The sequence below is a fragment of the uncultured Sphingomonas sp. genome, from assembly GCF_964243315.1.
Taxonomy (GTDB): domain Bacteria; phylum Pseudomonadota; class Alphaproteobacteria; order Sphingomonadales; family Sphingomonadaceae; genus Sphingomonas.
This window is the reverse complement of the sequence record NZ_CAXTEM010000006.1, coordinates 22,726-36,415: the sequence shown is the minus strand read 5'-3', so window position 1 is coordinate 36,415 and position 13,690 is coordinate 22,726. Positions and strand designations below refer to the sequence as shown.

At 68.7% G+C, this 13,690-nt stretch carries 18 protein-coding genes; 12 read left to right on the top strand and 6 right to left on the bottom strand.

All coding sequences use genetic code 11. The features are described 5' to 3' along the window. Window positions 1-24 precede the first annotated feature (24 nt). The 5 genes from radA to ACFE77_RS03355 all read left to right on the top strand — a co-directional run bounded on the left by radA (window position 25) and on the right by ACFE77_RS03355 (window position 4,787). The gene (radA, locus tag ACFE77_RS03375; protein WP_375420214.1) at window positions 25-1,398 is read left to right on the top strand and encodes a DNA repair protein RadA; all 1,374 of its coding nucleotides are present in this window, start codon (window positions 25-27) and stop codon (window positions 1,396-1,398) included. A 315-nt stretch (window positions 1,399-1,713) separates the two neighbouring features. Further along, window positions 1,714-2,271 carry a CvpA family protein gene (locus tag ACFE77_RS03370; protein ID WP_375420213.1) on the top strand — a complete coding sequence of 186 codons (558 nt, stop codon included), beginning with the start codon at window positions 1,714-1,716 and terminating at the stop codon, window positions 2,269-2,271. Continuing rightward, entirely contained in the window at window positions 2,268-2,705 is a 438-nt protein-coding gene (locus tag ACFE77_RS03365) for an iron-sulfur cluster assembly scaffold protein (RefSeq protein ID WP_375420212.1), read from the top strand. Before ACFE77_RS03370 ends, ACFE77_RS03365 begins: the two co-directional genes overlap by 4 nt. Then, window positions 2,698-4,458 carry a cation:proton antiporter gene (locus ACFE77_RS03360; RefSeq protein WP_375420211.1) on the top strand — a complete coding sequence of 587 codons (1,761 nt, stop codon included), beginning with the start codon at window positions 2,698-2,700 and terminating at the stop codon, window positions 4,456-4,458. Before ACFE77_RS03365 ends, ACFE77_RS03360 begins: the two co-directional genes overlap by 8 nt. Further along, window positions 4,455-4,787, top strand: coding sequence for a DUF423 domain-containing protein (locus tag ACFE77_RS03355; RefSeq protein WP_375420210.1), 333 nt, complete (start codon window positions 4,455-4,457; stop codon window positions 4,785-4,787). Before ACFE77_RS03360 ends, ACFE77_RS03355 begins: the two co-directional genes overlap by 4 nt. Before the next feature lie 206 nt (window positions 4,788-4,993). Here ACFE77_RS03355 and ACFE77_RS03350 read toward each other — a convergent pair whose 3' ends face one another. The 3 genes from ACFE77_RS03350 to ACFE77_RS03340 are packed head-to-tail and all read right to left on the bottom strand — an operon-like array spanning window position 4,994 to window position 6,749. Then, window positions 4,994-5,134, bottom strand: coding sequence for a DUF2256 domain-containing protein (locus ACFE77_RS03350; protein ID WP_375420209.1), 141 nt, complete (start codon window positions 5,132-5,134; stop codon window positions 4,994-4,996). Further along, on the bottom strand, window positions 5,134-6,234 hold the full coding sequence (aroB, locus tag ACFE77_RS03345) for a 3-dehydroquinate synthase (RefSeq protein ID WP_375420208.1): 1,101 nt from the start codon (window positions 6,232-6,234) through the stop codon (window positions 5,134-5,136). Before aroB ends, ACFE77_RS03350 begins: the two co-directional genes overlap by 1 nt. Then, complete coding sequence (locus ACFE77_RS03340; protein ID WP_375420207.1) at window positions 6,231-6,749, bottom strand: shikimate kinase; 519 nt, start codon at window positions 6,747-6,749, stop codon at window positions 6,231-6,233. Before ACFE77_RS03340 ends, aroB begins: the two co-directional genes overlap by 4 nt. Before the next feature lie 93 nt (window positions 6,750-6,842). Between ACFE77_RS03340 and ACFE77_RS03335 the strand changes: the two genes are divergently transcribed. From ACFE77_RS03335 to ACFE77_RS03320, 4 genes are read left to right on the top strand one after another with little or no spacing between them, the layout of a single operon-like run. Then, a complete protein-coding gene (locus ACFE77_RS03335) occupies window positions 6,843-6,977 on the top strand; it encodes a hypothetical protein (protein ID WP_375420206.1) in 135 nt (44 codons plus the stop codon). Further along, a complete protein-coding gene (locus tag ACFE77_RS03330) occupies window positions 6,961-8,760 on the top strand; it encodes a hypothetical protein (protein WP_375420205.1) in 1,800 nt (599 codons plus the stop codon). Before ACFE77_RS03335 ends, ACFE77_RS03330 begins: the two co-directional genes overlap by 17 nt. Before the next feature lie 41 nt (window positions 8,761-8,801). Further along, on the top strand, window positions 8,802-9,662 hold the full coding sequence (locus tag ACFE77_RS03325) for a tyrosine-type recombinase/integrase (RefSeq protein WP_375420281.1): 861 nt from the start codon (window positions 8,802-8,804) through the stop codon (window positions 9,660-9,662). Between the two features lie 9 nt (window positions 9,663-9,671). After that, on the top strand, window positions 9,672-10,619 hold the full coding sequence (locus tag ACFE77_RS03320; protein WP_375420204.1) for an acetyl-CoA carboxylase carboxyltransferase subunit alpha: 948 nt from the start codon (window positions 9,672-9,674) through the stop codon (window positions 10,617-10,619). A gap of 170 nt (window positions 10,620-10,789) precedes the next feature. Here ACFE77_RS03320 and ACFE77_RS03315 read toward each other — a convergent pair whose 3' ends face one another. Beyond that, window positions 10,790-10,960 (bottom strand): Flp family type IVb pilin, encoded by a 171-nt coding sequence (locus tag ACFE77_RS03315; RefSeq protein WP_375420203.1) that lies wholly within the window; start codon window positions 10,958-10,960, stop codon window positions 10,790-10,792. A gap of 124 nt (window positions 10,961-11,084) precedes the next feature. Next, window positions 11,085-11,255, bottom strand: a complete 171-nt coding sequence (locus tag ACFE77_RS03310) for a Flp family type IVb pilin (protein ID WP_375420202.1) — start codon at window positions 11,253-11,255, stop codon at window positions 11,085-11,087. A gap of 64 nt (window positions 11,256-11,319) precedes the next feature. Here ACFE77_RS03310 and ACFE77_RS03305 point away from each other — a divergent pair, with 64 nt between their 5' ends. The 3 genes from ACFE77_RS03305 to ACFE77_RS03295 all read left to right on the top strand — a co-directional run bounded on the left by ACFE77_RS03305 (window position 11,320) and on the right by ACFE77_RS03295 (window position 13,229). Further along, window positions 11,320-11,745 (top strand): (deoxy)nucleoside triphosphate pyrophosphohydrolase, encoded by a 426-nt coding sequence (locus tag ACFE77_RS03305; RefSeq protein ID WP_375420201.1) that lies wholly within the window; start codon window positions 11,320-11,322, stop codon window positions 11,743-11,745. A gap of 96 nt (window positions 11,746-11,841) precedes the next feature. Continuing rightward, window positions 11,842-12,762: a lipoyl synthase gene (gene lipA, locus ACFE77_RS03300; RefSeq protein WP_331043907.1), complete on the top strand. Its 921-nt coding sequence runs from the start codon at window positions 11,842-11,844 to the stop codon at window positions 12,760-12,762. Then, a complete protein-coding gene (locus tag ACFE77_RS03295; RefSeq protein ID WP_375420200.1) occupies window positions 12,762-13,229 on the top strand; it encodes a type II toxin-antitoxin system RatA family toxin in 468 nt (155 codons plus the stop codon). Before lipA ends, ACFE77_RS03295 begins: the two co-directional genes overlap by 1 nt. Here the strand turns inward: ACFE77_RS03295 and ACFE77_RS03290 are convergent. Beyond that, entirely contained in the window at window positions 13,181-13,690 is a 510-nt protein-coding gene (locus ACFE77_RS03290) for a CinA family protein (RefSeq protein WP_375420280.1), read from the bottom strand. The two genes, ACFE77_RS03295 and ACFE77_RS03290, sit on opposite strands and share 49 nt — an antisense overlap.

Sequence of the window (13,690 nt, the reverse complement as noted above, 5' to 3'; positions counted from 1 at the left end):
TCCGCTTTTGCTACGGTTGGCGGCATGGCAAAACCTCAGAAGCGTTACGTGTGTCAGGCTTGCGGCTCGGTCGCCTATCGTTGGGCGGGGCAATGCGCCGACTGCGCAGAATGGAACACGCTGGTCGAAGAGGCGGGCGCGACGATCACGCCGTTCCAGGCCAAGCACAATTTGCAGACCGGGGGACGGGCGTTGCAGCTCGTCGGGCTCGACACCGAGATCGCGTTGCCCGATCGGATGGCGACCGGGATCGCCGAGTTCGACCGTGCGCTCGGCGGCGGCTTTGTCGAGGGTTCGGCGACGCTGATCGGCGGGGATCCGGGGATCGGCAAGTCGACCCTGTTGTTGCAGGCGGCGGCGAAGATGGCGCTTGCCGGATTGCCGGTCGCCTATGTCTCGGGCGAGGAAGCCGCGGACCAGGTGCGGCTGCGCGCGAGGCGGCTGGGGCTCGGCAATGCGCCGGTGCAGCTCGCGGCGGCGAGTTCGACCCGCGATATCCTGACGACGCTGGGGCAGGGTCGGGCGCCCGCCCTGCTGGTGATCGATTCGATCCAGACGATGCATTCGGACCTGATCGAGGGCGCGCCCGGCACCGTCAGCCAGGTGCGGGCGTCGGCGCAGGAGCTGATTCGCTTCGCCAAGGAACGCGGCACCGCGGTGGTGCTGGTCGGGCATGTCACCAAGGACGGCTCGATCGCGGGACCGCGCGTGCTCGAGCACATGGTCGATACGGTGCTGAGCTTCGAAGGCGAGCGCAGCCATCAGTACCGGATCCTGCGCGCAGTGAAGAACCGCTTCGGGGGGACCGACGAGATCGGCGTGTTCTCGATGCAGACCGAAGGCCTCGCCGAGGTCGCCAACCCCTCGGCGCTGTTCCTCACCCACCGCGACGAGGGCGTGACCGGGACCACGGTGTTCCCCGCGCTGGAGGGGACCCGCCCGGTGCTGGTCGAGATCCAGGCGCTGACGGTGCGGTTGGCGTCGGGCGCCACCCCGCGGCGTGCGGTGGTCGGCTGGGACTCCGGGCGGCTGGCGATGATCCTCGCGGTGCTGGAGGCACGCTGCGGGCTGAGCTTTTCCAGTTGCGAGGTCTATCTCAACATCGCCGGCGGCTACCGGGTTCAGGATCCCGCCGCCGATCTGGCGGTCGCCGCGGCGTTGATCTCGGCGCTGTCCGAGCGGCCGGTGCCGGTCGACGCGGTGGTGTTCGGGGAGGTCGCGCTGTCGGGCGAGATCCGCCCGGTCGCGCACGGTGCGCTGCGGCTGAAGGAATCGGGCAAGCTCGGGTTCGAACGCGCGATGGTGCCGACCGCGATGGCGAAGGATGACGGCGCGATGGCGTTGGCGGGGTTCCGCACGTTGGGGGCGTTTGTCGATCACATGTTGGGCAAGGGGTAGAGAATGATGACTCCAGCCTGACTGGTCCCGCTCGCGGTCCATCTCCGCCGTTCGTGTCCTTTTTTCCCGTTCGTGCCGAGTAGAGACCGAGTAGCTGCGTCAGCAGCGTAACGAGGGCTCGTATCGAGGTGCAGGTTCCACGTGCTAACCTGTCCTTCGATACGCCGTCTCGATACGCCCCTGCGGGGCTACTCGACGGCTACTCGGGACGAACGGCTGGGGGCGGCGGCGAGGGTCGATAGGTGTAGAATTGCTTCCAGGCACCGGGAAGAAGCTCGGTGGCCACCCGCGCTCCAGGATTGTAAGCGACGCTGCATGGATCTTACCGCACTCGACATGATCGTCCTTCTCCTCGTCCTCGGTGCTGCGGCGATGGGGTTGTGGCGGGGGTTTGTGACTGAAGTGCTGTCGCTGTTCGCGTGGCTCGCGATCGTCGCTGCGCTGAAACTGCTCCACGTGCCGGTCGCGGCGGCGCTGACCGGGGTGATCGGCACGGTGTCGGGCGCGGCGGTCGCGGCGTTCGCGCTGATCGCGGGGGTCACCTATCTGGTCGGGCGGCTGGTCGCGACCGCGATCGGCAAGCGGACGCGGACCTCGGTTCTCGGGCCGGTCGATCGCGCGCTGGGCTTCGGCTTCGGTGCGGTGAAGGGGCTGATCCTGGCGAGCCTTGCCTTTCTGCTGACGACGTTGGTGATCGACACCGCGAGGGGCGGGCGGGCGCAGCGCCCCGACTGGATGACCAAGTCGCGCACCTATCCGCTGCTCAACGCGACCTCCGCCAGCATAGCCGACTTCGTCGATCGCCGGCGCCGCGGCCTGCCGGTGTTCGGTCCGCGCACGCCGGCCTCCAAGGCGACGGAGAAGGGCGCATGAGCGCACCGCTCTACAATGCCGAGATCCTGCGGCTGGCGACCTCGATCCCGTATCAGGAACGCCTGCCGGCGCCGATGGCGACGGTCGAGAAGCGCTCGCCGATCTGCGGCAGTCGGGTCACGGTGGACGTCGATGTCGACGAAGAGGGGCGGATCAGCGCAGTCGGCATGCTGGTCCGCGCCTGTGCCCTGGGGCAGGCGTCGTCGGCGCTGCTCGGCGCGAGCGTGATCGGGCGAACCGCGGAGGAGATCGCGGCGACCCGCGATGCGCTGACCGCATGGCTCGCGCGAAGCGGCGACGCCCCCGATTGGCCGGGCATCGACGTGTTCGGCCCGGCGCTCGATTATCCCGCGCGCCACGCCTCGATCCGGCTCGCGTTCGAGGCCGCGGCCGAGGCCGCTGCCGCGGCACGGCTGGTCCGCGCGGATGGATGACGTGCATTCGGTGTCGCTGCTGCGCGACGGGGTGATCCTGTTCGGCTTCGGGCTGGTTTTCGTGCTGCTGTTCCGGCGGCTCGGGCTGGGTGCGACGCTGGGCTATCTGGTCGCGGGCGCCGTGGTCGGGCCGCAGCTGCTGGGGCTGGTCGGCGACGCCGAATCGAAGATCGGGATCGCGGAACTCGGCATCACGCTGCTGCTGTTCATCGTCGGCTTGGAGCTCAATCCATCGCGATTGTGGCGGATGAAACAGGAGATCTTCGGGCTCGGGCTGATGCAGGTGGTCGCCTGCGGGCTGGCGATCAGCGGCGTGATCTGGGTGAGCACCGCCTTCTCGATCCCCGCCGCCTTCGCGTTGGGATTGCCGCTGGCGCTGTCGTCGACCGCGCAGGTGCTGCCGATGCTGCAATCGTCGGGGCGGTTGCGGACGCCGTTCGGGGAGCGCGCGTTTTCGATCCTGCTGTTCCAGGACCTGTCGATCGTGCCGCTGATCACGATCGTCGCGGCGATGTCCCGCAACCCCGCCGACATCAACGCACCGCCGGGGTGGCTGCTCGGGATCAATACAGTGCTCGCGGTGGTCGGGCTGATCATCGCGGGGCGGTTCCTGCTGCGGCCGTTCTTCCGGCTGATCGGCAATCTGGGTGAGCGCGAGATGTTCGTGTTCGCGGGGTTGTTCACCGTCATCGCCGCGGCGGCGTTGATGGAATGGCTGGGGCTGTCGCCCGCGCTCGGCGCGTTCATCGCGGGCGTGATGCTCGCGGACAGCCCGTACCGGCATGAGATCGAGGCCGATGTCGAGCCGTTCCGGTCGATCCTGCTCGGGCTGTTCTTCCTGGCGGTCGGCATGATGCTCGACCTGTCCGCGATCGCCGAGCGCCCGTTCTTCGTGGTGCTGATGGCGCTGGCGCTGGTCGCCACCAAGACGGCGGTGATCTTCGCGATCGGGCTGTTGTTCAAGATGCGGTGGCGCGCTGCGCTGGCGCTTGGCCTGCTGCTCAGCCAGGGCGGCGAGTTCGGCTTCGTGCTGCTTGCCCAGGCGCAGAAGGGGCTGCTGGTATCGGGCGAGGCGGTGAGCCTGTTCGGGGCGATCATCACGCTGTCGATGGCGACGACGCCGTTCCTGATGTCGGCGACGCGGCGGTTCCGCGAAGAGCCTCTCGCCAAGCACCAGGAGCGCGACGGCCCGACCGCGGACGGCGCCAATGCGCTGATCGTTGGCTATGGTCGCTTCGGTCAGACCGTGGGGCAGATGCTGCTCGCGCAGGACATCCCGGTGACGCTGATCGATACCGATATCGACATGATCGACATCGCCGGCGAGTTCGGTGCGAAGGTCTATTATGGCGACGGCACGCGGCTCGACCTGCTGCGCCGGGCGGGCGCGGCGGAGGCGGAGCTGATCATGTTCTGCATCGACGGCGACCAGATCACCCGCGACATATTGGAGGCGGTGCACGAGGCGTTTCCAAACGCGGCGATCTACGTCAGGGCCTATGACCGCCGATCGCTGGTCAAGCTGAAGCAGGGGCCGGTCAAGTTCGTGGTCCGCGAGGTGCTGGAATCCGCGGTGAAGATGGCGCGGCTGGCGATGGAGGAACTCGGCATCGAGCGCGTCGACATCGACCGCGCCGAGGACATGTACCGGTCGAAGGATCGCGAACGGTTGCGCATCCAGATCGCGGCGGGGGACATCCAGGCGGCGCGCGCGCAGACCGCGGCACAGGTGCCGTGGGGGACCGACAGATGAACCTGCTGATGATGCTGGCCGCGCTGTCGGGCGCGATCGCGGTGGCCGCGGGGGCGTTCGGCGCGCATGGCGCCGGCGGTGCGGCGGTGGAGTGGTTGAAGACGGGCGCGCATTACCAGCTGGTCCATGCGGTGGCGGCGCTGGTGGCGCTGCGGTTGGAGGCGCGCGGGCCGGCGTGGTTGTTTGTGATCGGCGGCGCGGTGTTCGCGGGAACGCTGTACCTGATGGCGCTCGGCGCGCCGCGGTGGCTGGGGGCGATCACGCCGGTGGGCGGCGCGCTGTTGATTGCCGGGTGGTTGTGGTTGGCCTGGGTGGCGATGCGGGGGTGATTGGCCGTCGGCCGCTCGGAGCACGACCAACGCGTGATCTCGCCTTGCTGAAGTCACCACCCCGGCGGAGGCCGGGGCCCAGTTGCGAAGGTGGAGGTAACGGGGCGCAGCGCGACGTCACGCACGTTGCGTAACTGGGCCCCGGCCTTCGCCGGGGTGGTGCGAAGTGGTGAGGCCCTCTGCTCGCCCGAGGACGAGCTCTGCCCCTACCGCTTCTTCCGGCAGGCGTCGGAGCAGTAGACCACGCTATCCCAATCCCGCGCCCATTTCTTGCGCCAGGCGAAGGGGCGGTCGCAGGCGGGGCAGGTCTTGGTCGGGAGATCCTGCTTGCGGACGCCGTTGGGCATCAGCGCGGCTCGGCGTCGAGGAAGGCTTCGACGTCGGCGAGCGCCACGGTCTTATCGAGGAAGGTCTCGCCGACGCCGCGCGCGAGCAGGAAGGGCAGGGTGCCCGCGGCCATCTTCTTGTCGTGGCGCATATGGTCGATCAGCCGTGCGGACGGGGCGGCGATGCCGGCCGAGGCGAGCCCGTCCGGCAGGTCCGCCGCGCGCCAGTGCGCCGCGACGCGGTCGGCATCGGCGTGCGAGCACAGACCGTGCGCCGCCGAATAGCGGAAGGCCAGCGCACAGCCCGCGGCGACCGCCTCGCCGTGCAACAGCCGGCCCGAGAAACCCGCCTCCGCCTCCAGCGCATGGCCAAAGGTATGGCCGAGATTGAGCAGCGCGCGGACGCCGCTGGTCTCGTGTTCGTCCGCGGCGACGATCCGCGCCTTTGCCGACACCGCATGTGCGATAGCGTGGACGCGGGCGGCGGGGTCGCCTGCCAGCAGGTCCGCACCGTGCGCCTCGCACCAGTCGAAGAAAACGACGTCGTCGATCAGCCCGTATTTCACGACCTCTGCATAGCCCGCGCGCAACTCGCGTGGCGGCAGGGTGTCGAGCAGGTCGGGGTCGATCAGCACCAACGACGGCTGATAGAAGGCGCCGATCAGGTTCTTGCCCGCCGCGGTGTTGATGGCGGTCTTGCCGCCGACCGAGCTGTCGACCTGCGCGAGCAGCGTGGTCGGGATCTGGATGAAGCCGCAGCCGCGCTTGAGGATCGCGCAGGCGAAGCCGACGAGGTCGCCGATCACCCCGCCGCCTAGTGCCACGACATGGTCGCCACGCTCGACGCCGAGATCGAGCAGCCGGTCGCACAGCGTCTCGAGCACGCCCCAGCTCTTGGTCTTCTCGCCCGGCGCGAGGACGATCGCCTCGCTCTCGACCCCCGCTGCGGACAGCGACGCCTGGAGCGTCGGCAGGTGCACGCGGACATTCTCGTCGGTGACGATGGTCACCCGGCGCCCCCGCGCGAGCGGGGCGATATGTTCGCCCGCGCGACCGAGCACGCCGGCATCGATCAGGATCGGATAGCGGCGGTCGCCGAGTTCGACGGTGATGGTCTTCAACGGCCGATCGCTCGCATGATTGCCTCTACGGTGTTTTCGTGCGGCGCCTTGTGGCTCGACACATGGATTGGAGCGAGCGCGTAGATCGGATCGCGGACCCGCGCCAGTTCTTCGAGCACCTCGCGCGGATCGCGGCCGCGCAGCAGCGGACGGGTATCGCGACGGCGAACGCGTTCGGCGAGCACGTCGGGGTGCGCGTTGAGCCAGATCGCGGTCGCCTCGTCGAGGATCATCGCGCGCGTATCGTCGTTGATGAACGCGCCGCCGCCGGTGGCGATGACCTTGGGCTTGCCGTCCATCAGTCGCGCGATCACGCGGCGTTCGCCGTCGCGGAAATAGGGCTCGCCGAAGCGATCGAAGATCTCGCTGACGGTCATCCCCGCCGCTTCCTCGATCTCGTTGTCGGCGTCGACGAAGGGCAGCGCCAAGCGACCCGCGAGGCGCCGCCCGACGGTCGACTTGCCGACGCCCATCAGCCCGACGAGCACGATCGGCCGTCCGGTCCAGCGGGGCATCGGGTTGGCGCTTTGCAACATGGCGGTCGGCGCTATACAGCGCGACCACGCATCGGGCAAAAGCTCGCGTCCATTAAGTACCAGGGTATCGCAATGACTCGTTTCGCCATCTCGGTCGTCCTCGTCGTCGTGGTGCTGATCGGGGGGCTGTTCCTGCTGGCCGGCCGCGCCACCGAACAGCCGCAGACCCGCGTGGAAAAGGCCGTGACGCTTGCCAATTTCAGCTAGCACCCGGCTGGGCGTCGCCGGGCTGGCGATCGCGATCGCGGCATTGCCTGCGATCGGGCAGGAGAAGCCCGAATCGATCCTGCCGCCCGGTTTCGGCACCACTGCGCCTGCGCCTACGCCAACCCCGGTGCCGACCGGACCGACGCGTGTGACGCCGCCGGCCCCCGATGGGGCGCCGGTCGCGACGGTGCAGCCGCTGCCGTCCGCCACGCCGACGCCGTCCGACAGCGCATCGCCGACGCCGACTGCCTCGGCGACGATCGATCCGGCGATACTTGCGCAATATGAGATGCCGAGCTTTGCGCGCCGGTCGCTGGCCGAGGTCGGCCCGACCGGGACGAGCGAGGGCGGCCTTGCTCCCGATGCGTTCGGGGCGACCGACGGGCCGTTCCTCGAAACGCTGATGCGCCGGGTCGCGGCGCCGCTGCCATCGCGGTGGCTGTCGATCCTGCTGCGGCGGACGCTGGTGTCGCGCGTGACGACGCCCCGCGGGGTCGGCGGGGCGGACTTCGCTGCGGAGCGCGGCTGGCTACTGCTGCGGATGGGCGAAGCGGCGGCGGCACGCGCGGTGGTGCAGGCGGTCGACAATGGCGATTACACGCCCAAGCTCTACCAGGTGGCGATGAACTCGGCGCTGGCGAACGGCGATCCGGGCGAGCTGTGCCCGATCGCCGACGCCGCGTTGGCGGCGACGCGCGAGCGCGGCTGGACGGTTGCGCAGGCGATGTGCGCGGGACTGTCGGGCAACCCTAACGAGGCGAAGTCGCAGATCGCCGCAGTGCGCCGACGCGGCCTCGCCACCGGGATCGACCTGCAGCTCGCGCAGAAGGTGGTCGGCGCGGGGCCCGATGGCGGGCAAGCGGTGACGATCGAATGGGATGGGGTCGACCGGCTTTCGGCATGGCGCTTCGGTCTGGCGACCGCGACCAACGTGGCGATCCCGGCGGCGCTGTTCGACACGGCCGGGCGGCAGGCGCTCTACTGGTACGGCATCGCGCCGGGCATCGCGCTAACCGACCGGCTGCCTGCCGCGGAAGCCGCCGCGGCGCAGGGCGTGATCTCGGCCGCTGCGCTGATCGACGTCTACGGTGCGCTGGCGGGATCCGAGGATGCCGGGGCGGCGGGGGCGATCGCGACCGATCTTCGGACCGCCTATGTCGGCGCGGATCGTGGTGCGCGCCTGGCTGCGTTGCGATCCGTATGGGGCGATCCTGCCGGCGCACCCGCTTACGCCAGGCTGGTGCTGACTTCGCGCGCGGCGGCCCGCGTGCCGGTCGCGAACGACACCGATGAGGCGCCGCTGCTGATCGCGTCGATGCTGACGGCTGGGTTGGACCGCAGCGCCGCGCGCTGGACCGGCGCGGTGGAGGCGGGGAGCGATAGCTGGGCGATGATCACGCTATCGAACCCGGACGCGCAGGGGGCGGTGGGCTATGGCAGCCTGTCATCCTATGCCGGCAAGGGCGACACCGCGTTGAAGCAGCGGTTGCTGTTCGCGGGGCTGGCGGGGCTGGGGCGGATGTCGGCGGAGGACGTCGAGCGCGCGGCGACTGCGCTCGAGGTGCCGATCGGTGCGCAGAACAGCTGGACTCGCGCGCTCGATCGCGCGGTCGCGGCGCGCGAGCCGGGAACGGTGGTGCTGCTCGCGGCGATCGGTATGCAGACCGGGTCGTGGCGCGGTGTGCCGCCGGCGATGCTCTACCGCATCCTCGCGGCGCTGCGCAGCGTCGGGCTCGACGGCGATGCGCGGATGATCGCGGCCGAGGCGATCGCGCGCGCGTGACCCGCGCCAGCGACGCCGCGCTGATCGACCGATTCCTGGAGATGCTGGCGGCCGAAGCGGGGGCTGCGGCGAACACCATCGCGGCGTATCGAAGCGATCTGATGTTGGCCGCGGGTGCGATCGAGGGGTCGCTGGGCGAGGCGGATGCGGACGCGCTGACCGCGCTGTCGTCGCAATGGGCGGGGCTGGCGCGGAGCACGGTCGCGCGCAAGGCGGCGGCGTTGCGGCGCTTCTATGCGTTCCTTGCCGACGAAGGGTTGCGCGCGGACGACCCGGGCAAAGCGCTGCCGCGTCCGGGGGCGGCGCGGTCGCTGCCCAAGGTGCTCGGCCATGGCGATGTCGACCGGCTGTTCGCGACGATCGCCGAGCGTACCGAGGTGGCTCACCCGTCGCCGGGCGACCTCCGGCTCGCGGCGCTGATCGAGCTGCTCTACGGATCGGGCCTGCGCGCGACCGAGCTGGTCAGCCTGCCGCGCAACGCGGTCGCGCCCGATCGCCCGTTCCTGATCCTGCGCGGCAAGGGCGGGCGCGAGCGGCTGGTGCCGATCTCCGACCGCGCGCGCGCCGCGGTGGCGACATGGCGCGCGCATGTCGCGGTGGACCGCGCCTGGCTGTTCCCGTCGGGGCGAACGCACCTGTCGCGGATCCGGCTCTACCAGCTGGTGAAGGCGCTCGCTGCCGATGCGGGCATCCCGCCCGACCGGGTCAGCCCGCACGTGCTGCGGCATGCCTTCGCCAGCCACCTGCTGGAGGGCGGCGCCGATCTGCGGGCGCTGCAGGCGATGCTCGGTCATGCCGACATCGCGACGACCGAGATCTACACGCATGTCGATGCCAGCCGGCTGGTCGAGCTGGTCAACACCCGCCACCCGCTCGTTGACGCGGGGCGCACGCGGTCCTAACCGCCGCCGATGCCAAGTTTCCTCGACTTCGAGAAGCCGATCGCCGAACTGCAGGGGCGCATCGATGAACTCCGCGAGACCGCCGCGGACGGGAATGTCGACATCGACGCCGATGTCCGCCGCCTCCAGGCTAAATCCGACAAGCTGCTGAAGGACACCTTCGCGCGGCTGACGCCGTGGCAGAAGACGCAGGTCGCGCGTCATGCCGAACGCCCGCACTTCAAGGATTACGCGGCAGGGCTGTTCGACGAGTTCATGCCGCTGGCGGGGGACCGCGCGTTCGGCGACGATCAGGCGATCCTCGGTGGCTTCGCGACGTTTCGCGGACGCCGGGTGATGGTGCTCGGCCACGAGAAGGGTGAGGATACCGCGAGCCGGCTTCGCCATAATTTCGGGATGGGTAAGCCCGAGGGTTACCGCAAGGCGATCCGGCTGGTCGAGCTTGCCGACCGGTTCGGCCTGCCGATCGTGACGCTCGTCGACACCTCCGGCGCCTTCCCCGGCATCCAGGCGGAGGAGCGCGGCCAGGCGGAAGCGATCGCGCGGTCGACCGAGGCGTGTCTTGCCGCTGGGGTGCCGGTGGTCGCGGCGATCGTCGGCGAGGGCGGATCGGGCGGCGCGGTGGCGCTGGCAGCAGGCAACCGGGTGCTGATGTTCGAACATGCGGTGTATTCGGTGATCAGCCCGGAAGGGTGTGCGTCGATCCTCTGGCGGACCTCGGACCGTGCGGCCGATGCCGCGGAGGCGATGCGGATCACCGCACAGGATCTGAAGTCGTTCGGGATCATCGACACGATCGTGCCCGAACCGGTCGGCGGCGCGCACCGCGATGCCGCGGCGGCGATCGCCGGACTGGGCGATGCGATCGAGGCGGCGCTGAACACGCTCACCGCGCTGTCGCCGGCGGTGTTGCGGCAGGAACGCCGCGACAAGTTCCTGGCGATGGGGCGGTTGTAGAGGACGAGAATTCGCCCACCCAAGCAAGATTTCACGCAGACTCCCTCCGTGGAAGCAGGTGTGATCTCGACCTTCAGGTTGTTCTCGCGCCGCCAAACGAAAAAAAAGGCGGCGCGACCGAAGTCGCGCCGCCCTTTGTGCAATCGAACCAGGTTCGATCGCAGTCCCGATCAGGTCGGGCCCTTCATGTTCGTCGCGACGTTGCCAAAAGTGGTCTTGAGCTGGTTGCCCAGGCCCTGCATCGCTGCGATGGCGGCAACGGCGATCAGCGCGGCGATCAAGCCGTACTCGATGGCGGTCGCGCCCTTGCTGTTCTTGATGAAGTTGCGAATCTTCTGCATTCCGGTCTCCATGGTCTAACGCTTCAGTCACCCGGCTGAACCGGCATTCCGGAGCAGCAAGGATCGATCTAAGGGTCGTAGGTTGAGAAAGATTTAAGCCGGTTGGTAAGTAGACAGTGAACGATCAGCGCGCGGCCTGAACCTTGGTGCTGATGTCGTTCCACATGTCGATCGTGACCTTTGCGGTCTCGCGCAGGCCGACTATCATCGCCAGGACGACGAGCGTGATGATCAGCCCGTATTCGACCGCGGTCGCGCCTTTGCTGTCCCTGCCGAAGCGGCGGGCATGTCGCATGGCGGCTTTGACCAGGGGCGCGAGAATTCTCATGCGAACCGAATAGCCATTTAGGACTTAACGAATGACCAATGATGTGCCCGCCCCGGCCCTTCTGCTGGTCGTCGCCGCGGCGCTGATCCGACCTGATGGCACGGTGCTGGCCCAGCAGCGGCCCACGGGTAAGCAGTTGGCGGGGCTGTGGGAATTTCCCGGCGGCAAGATCGAAATGGGCGAGAGCCCGGAAGCGGCGCTGGTGCGCGAGCTGCGCGAAGAGCTGGGGATCGAGGTGGCTTTGGAGACGCTGTCCCCGGTGGCGTTCGCGAGCGAGGCGCTGGCGGGTCGGCACCTCGTACTGATGCTGTACGCGGCGCGGACGTGGCAGGGTGATCCGCAGGCGCTGGAGGCTAGTGCTTTGCAGTGGGTGACGATGGACGAGATGGCGGCTTTGCCAATGCCGCCGGCCGATGTGCCGCTGGTTGCGGCTTTGCAGGACTTGATAGACCGATAGCCTCGGACTCCCTTTAGGAGTTCAATCAGCGACAGGCTCTCTTTCGAAGGCCCCGCTGCGGTTGTCTACCACAGCCCGCATCGCTATCTGCGCGGCATGAACGAGATGACCCCGCTCGCCCGGCCCGCCAGAGAGCGCAAGCCCGACTGGATCCGCGTCAAGGCGCCGACCAGCATCGGCTTCGGCGAGACCAAGGCGCTGATGCGTCGGCTCAACCTCGCGACCGTCTGCGAAGAGGCGGCGTGCCCCAATATCGGCGAGTGCTGGACCAAGAAGCACGCGACGGTGATGATCCTGGGCGACACCTGCACGCGGGCCTGCGCGTTCTGCAACGTCAAGACCGGCATGCCGCGCGCGGTCGATCCGCTGGAGCCGCAGCATACCGCCGATGCCGCGGCCGAGCTCGGCTTGCAGCACATCGTGATCACTTCGGTCGATCGCGACGACCTGCCCGATGGCGGTGCATCGCAGTTCGTGAAGGTGATCCAGGCGCTGCGTCGGACCACGCCGTCGACCACGATCGAGATCCTGACGCCCGACTTCCGCAACAAGGCGCAGGCTGCAGTCGAATCGATCGTCGAGGCGCGTCCAGACGTCTACAACCACAATCTCGAGACGGTGCCGCGGCTCTACCCGACGATCCGTCCCGGCGCGCGCTATTATGCCTCGCTGCGGCTGCTGGAGAGCGTGAAGCGCCACGATCCGTCGATCTTCACCAAGTCGGGCGTGATGCTCGGGCTGGGCGAGGAGCGGCTGGAGATCCATCAGGTGATGGACGACATGCGCTCCGCCGACATCGATTTCCTGACCATGGGCCAGTATCTCCAACCGACGCCGCGGCATGCCAAGGTCGCGGAGTTCGTCACCCCCAAGGCGTTCGACGCCTATGCCGGGATCGCGCGCGCCAAGGGATTTCTGCTGGTCGCATCGTCGCCGCTGACCCGGTCGAGCTATCATGCCGGGGACGATTTCGCGAAGCTCCGCACCGCGCGCGAGGCGCAGCTGGCGCGCGCCTAGTGCCCAAGCATAGCGAGACCCGGCACCTGCCGTACACGCCCGAGCAGATGTACGACATGGTCGCGGACGTGAAGAGCTATCCGCAATTCCTGCCCTGGGTCAGCGCGATGCGGGTCCGATCGGACAGTGCGACCGAGACGCTTGCCGACATGATCGTCGGCTTCAAGGGGCTGCGCGAGACCTTCACGTCGCGGGTCAAGAAGTCGCACCCGGACACGATCATGGTCGACTATATCGACGGGCCGCTGAAATACCTGCGCAACGAATGGCGTTTCCGGCGCGAAGAGGGCGGCTGCGCGGTCGACTTCTCGGTCGACTTCGCGTTCAAGAACCGGATGTTCGAGATGCTTGCCGGGCAGGTGTTCGGGCAGGCGCTGCGCAAGATGATCGGCGCGTTCGAAACCCGCGCCGCGGAGCTTTACGGCTCCACCGGCAACAGCAGCTCGAGCGCGCACAGCGCCGCCTGAAGGCGTACGCCGCCGCGGCCGAGGTCGCCGAACTCCTTGCGATCGGCGTGTACGTCGGACGGATCGCCGCCCTTCATCGCGCGCGCGAACACCACCGTACCGACCGGCTTCTTCGCGGTTCCGCCCCCCGGACCTGCGACGCCGGTGATCGCGACCGCGACATCGGCGCCCGATCGCTCCAGCGCCGCCTGCGCCATGCTCCACGCCACCGCGATCGACACCGCGCCGAAGGTGTCGAGCACGTCGGAGCTGACCTTCAGCAACGCCTGCTTGGCGTCGTTGGAATAGGTGACGAAGCCGGCTTCGAGGACATCTGACGACCCCGGGATCTCGGTCAACGCCGCTGCGACCAGGCCACCGGTGCAGCTTTCCGCGAGCGTCACGGTGCGGCCTGCCGCGCGGTTCGCCTCGATCACCTTGCGCGCGGCCTCGACCAATTGATCGGGCAGGATCGTGTCCAT

Excerpts from the sequence above, each read along its gene's own strand:
- radA (WP_375420214.1), top strand. The coding sequence starts at position 25 with ATGGCAAAACCTCAGAAGCGTTACGTGTGTCAGGCTTGCGGCTCGGTC.
- ACFE77_RS03370 (WP_375420213.1), top strand. The coding sequence starts at position 1,714 with ATGGATCTTACCGCACTCGACATGATCGTCCTTCTCCTCGTCCTCGGT.
- ACFE77_RS03365 (WP_375420212.1), top strand. The coding sequence starts at position 2,268 with ATGAGCGCACCGCTCTACAATGCCGAGATCCTGCGGCTGGCGACCTCG.
- ACFE77_RS03360 (WP_375420211.1), top strand. The coding sequence starts at position 2,698 with ATGGATGACGTGCATTCGGTGTCGCTGCTGCGCGACGGGGTGATCCTG.
- ACFE77_RS03355 (WP_375420210.1), top strand. The coding sequence starts at position 4,455 with ATGAACCTGCTGATGATGCTGGCCGCGCTGTCGGGCGCGATCGCGGTG.
- ACFE77_RS03350 (WP_375420209.1), bottom strand. The coding sequence starts at position 5,134 with ATGCCCAACGGCGTCCGCAAGCAGGATCTCCCGACCAAGACCTGCCCC.
- ACFE77_RS03340 (WP_375420207.1), bottom strand. The coding sequence starts at position 6,749 with ATGCCCCGCTGGACCGGACGGCCGATCGTGCTCGTCGGGCTGATGGGC.
- ACFE77_RS03335 (WP_375420206.1), top strand. The coding sequence starts at position 6,843 with ATGACTCGTTTCGCCATCTCGGTCGTCCTCGTCGTCGTGGTGCTGATC.
- ACFE77_RS03325 (WP_375420281.1), top strand. The coding sequence starts at position 8,802 with ATGCTGGCGGCCGAAGCGGGGGCTGCGGCGAACACCATCGCGGCGTAT.
- ACFE77_RS03320 (WP_375420204.1), top strand. The coding sequence starts at position 9,672 with ATGCCAAGTTTCCTCGACTTCGAGAAGCCGATCGCCGAACTGCAGGGG.
- ACFE77_RS03315 (WP_375420203.1), bottom strand. The coding sequence starts at position 10,960 with ATGCAGAAGATTCGCAACTTCATCAAGAACAGCAAGGGCGCGACCGCC.
- ACFE77_RS03310 (WP_375420202.1), bottom strand. The coding sequence starts at position 11,255 with ATGCGACATGCCCGCCGCTTCGGCAGGGACAGCAAAGGCGCGACCGCG.
- ACFE77_RS03305 (WP_375420201.1), top strand. The coding sequence starts at position 11,320 with ATGACCAATGATGTGCCCGCCCCGGCCCTTCTGCTGGTCGTCGCCGCG.
- lipA (WP_331043907.1), top strand. The coding sequence starts at position 11,842 with ATGAACGAGATGACCCCGCTCGCCCGGCCCGCCAGAGAGCGCAAGCCC.
- ACFE77_RS03290 (WP_375420280.1), bottom strand. The coding sequence starts at position 13,690 with ATGGACACGATCCTGCCCGATCAATTGGTCGAGGCCGCGCGCAAGGTG.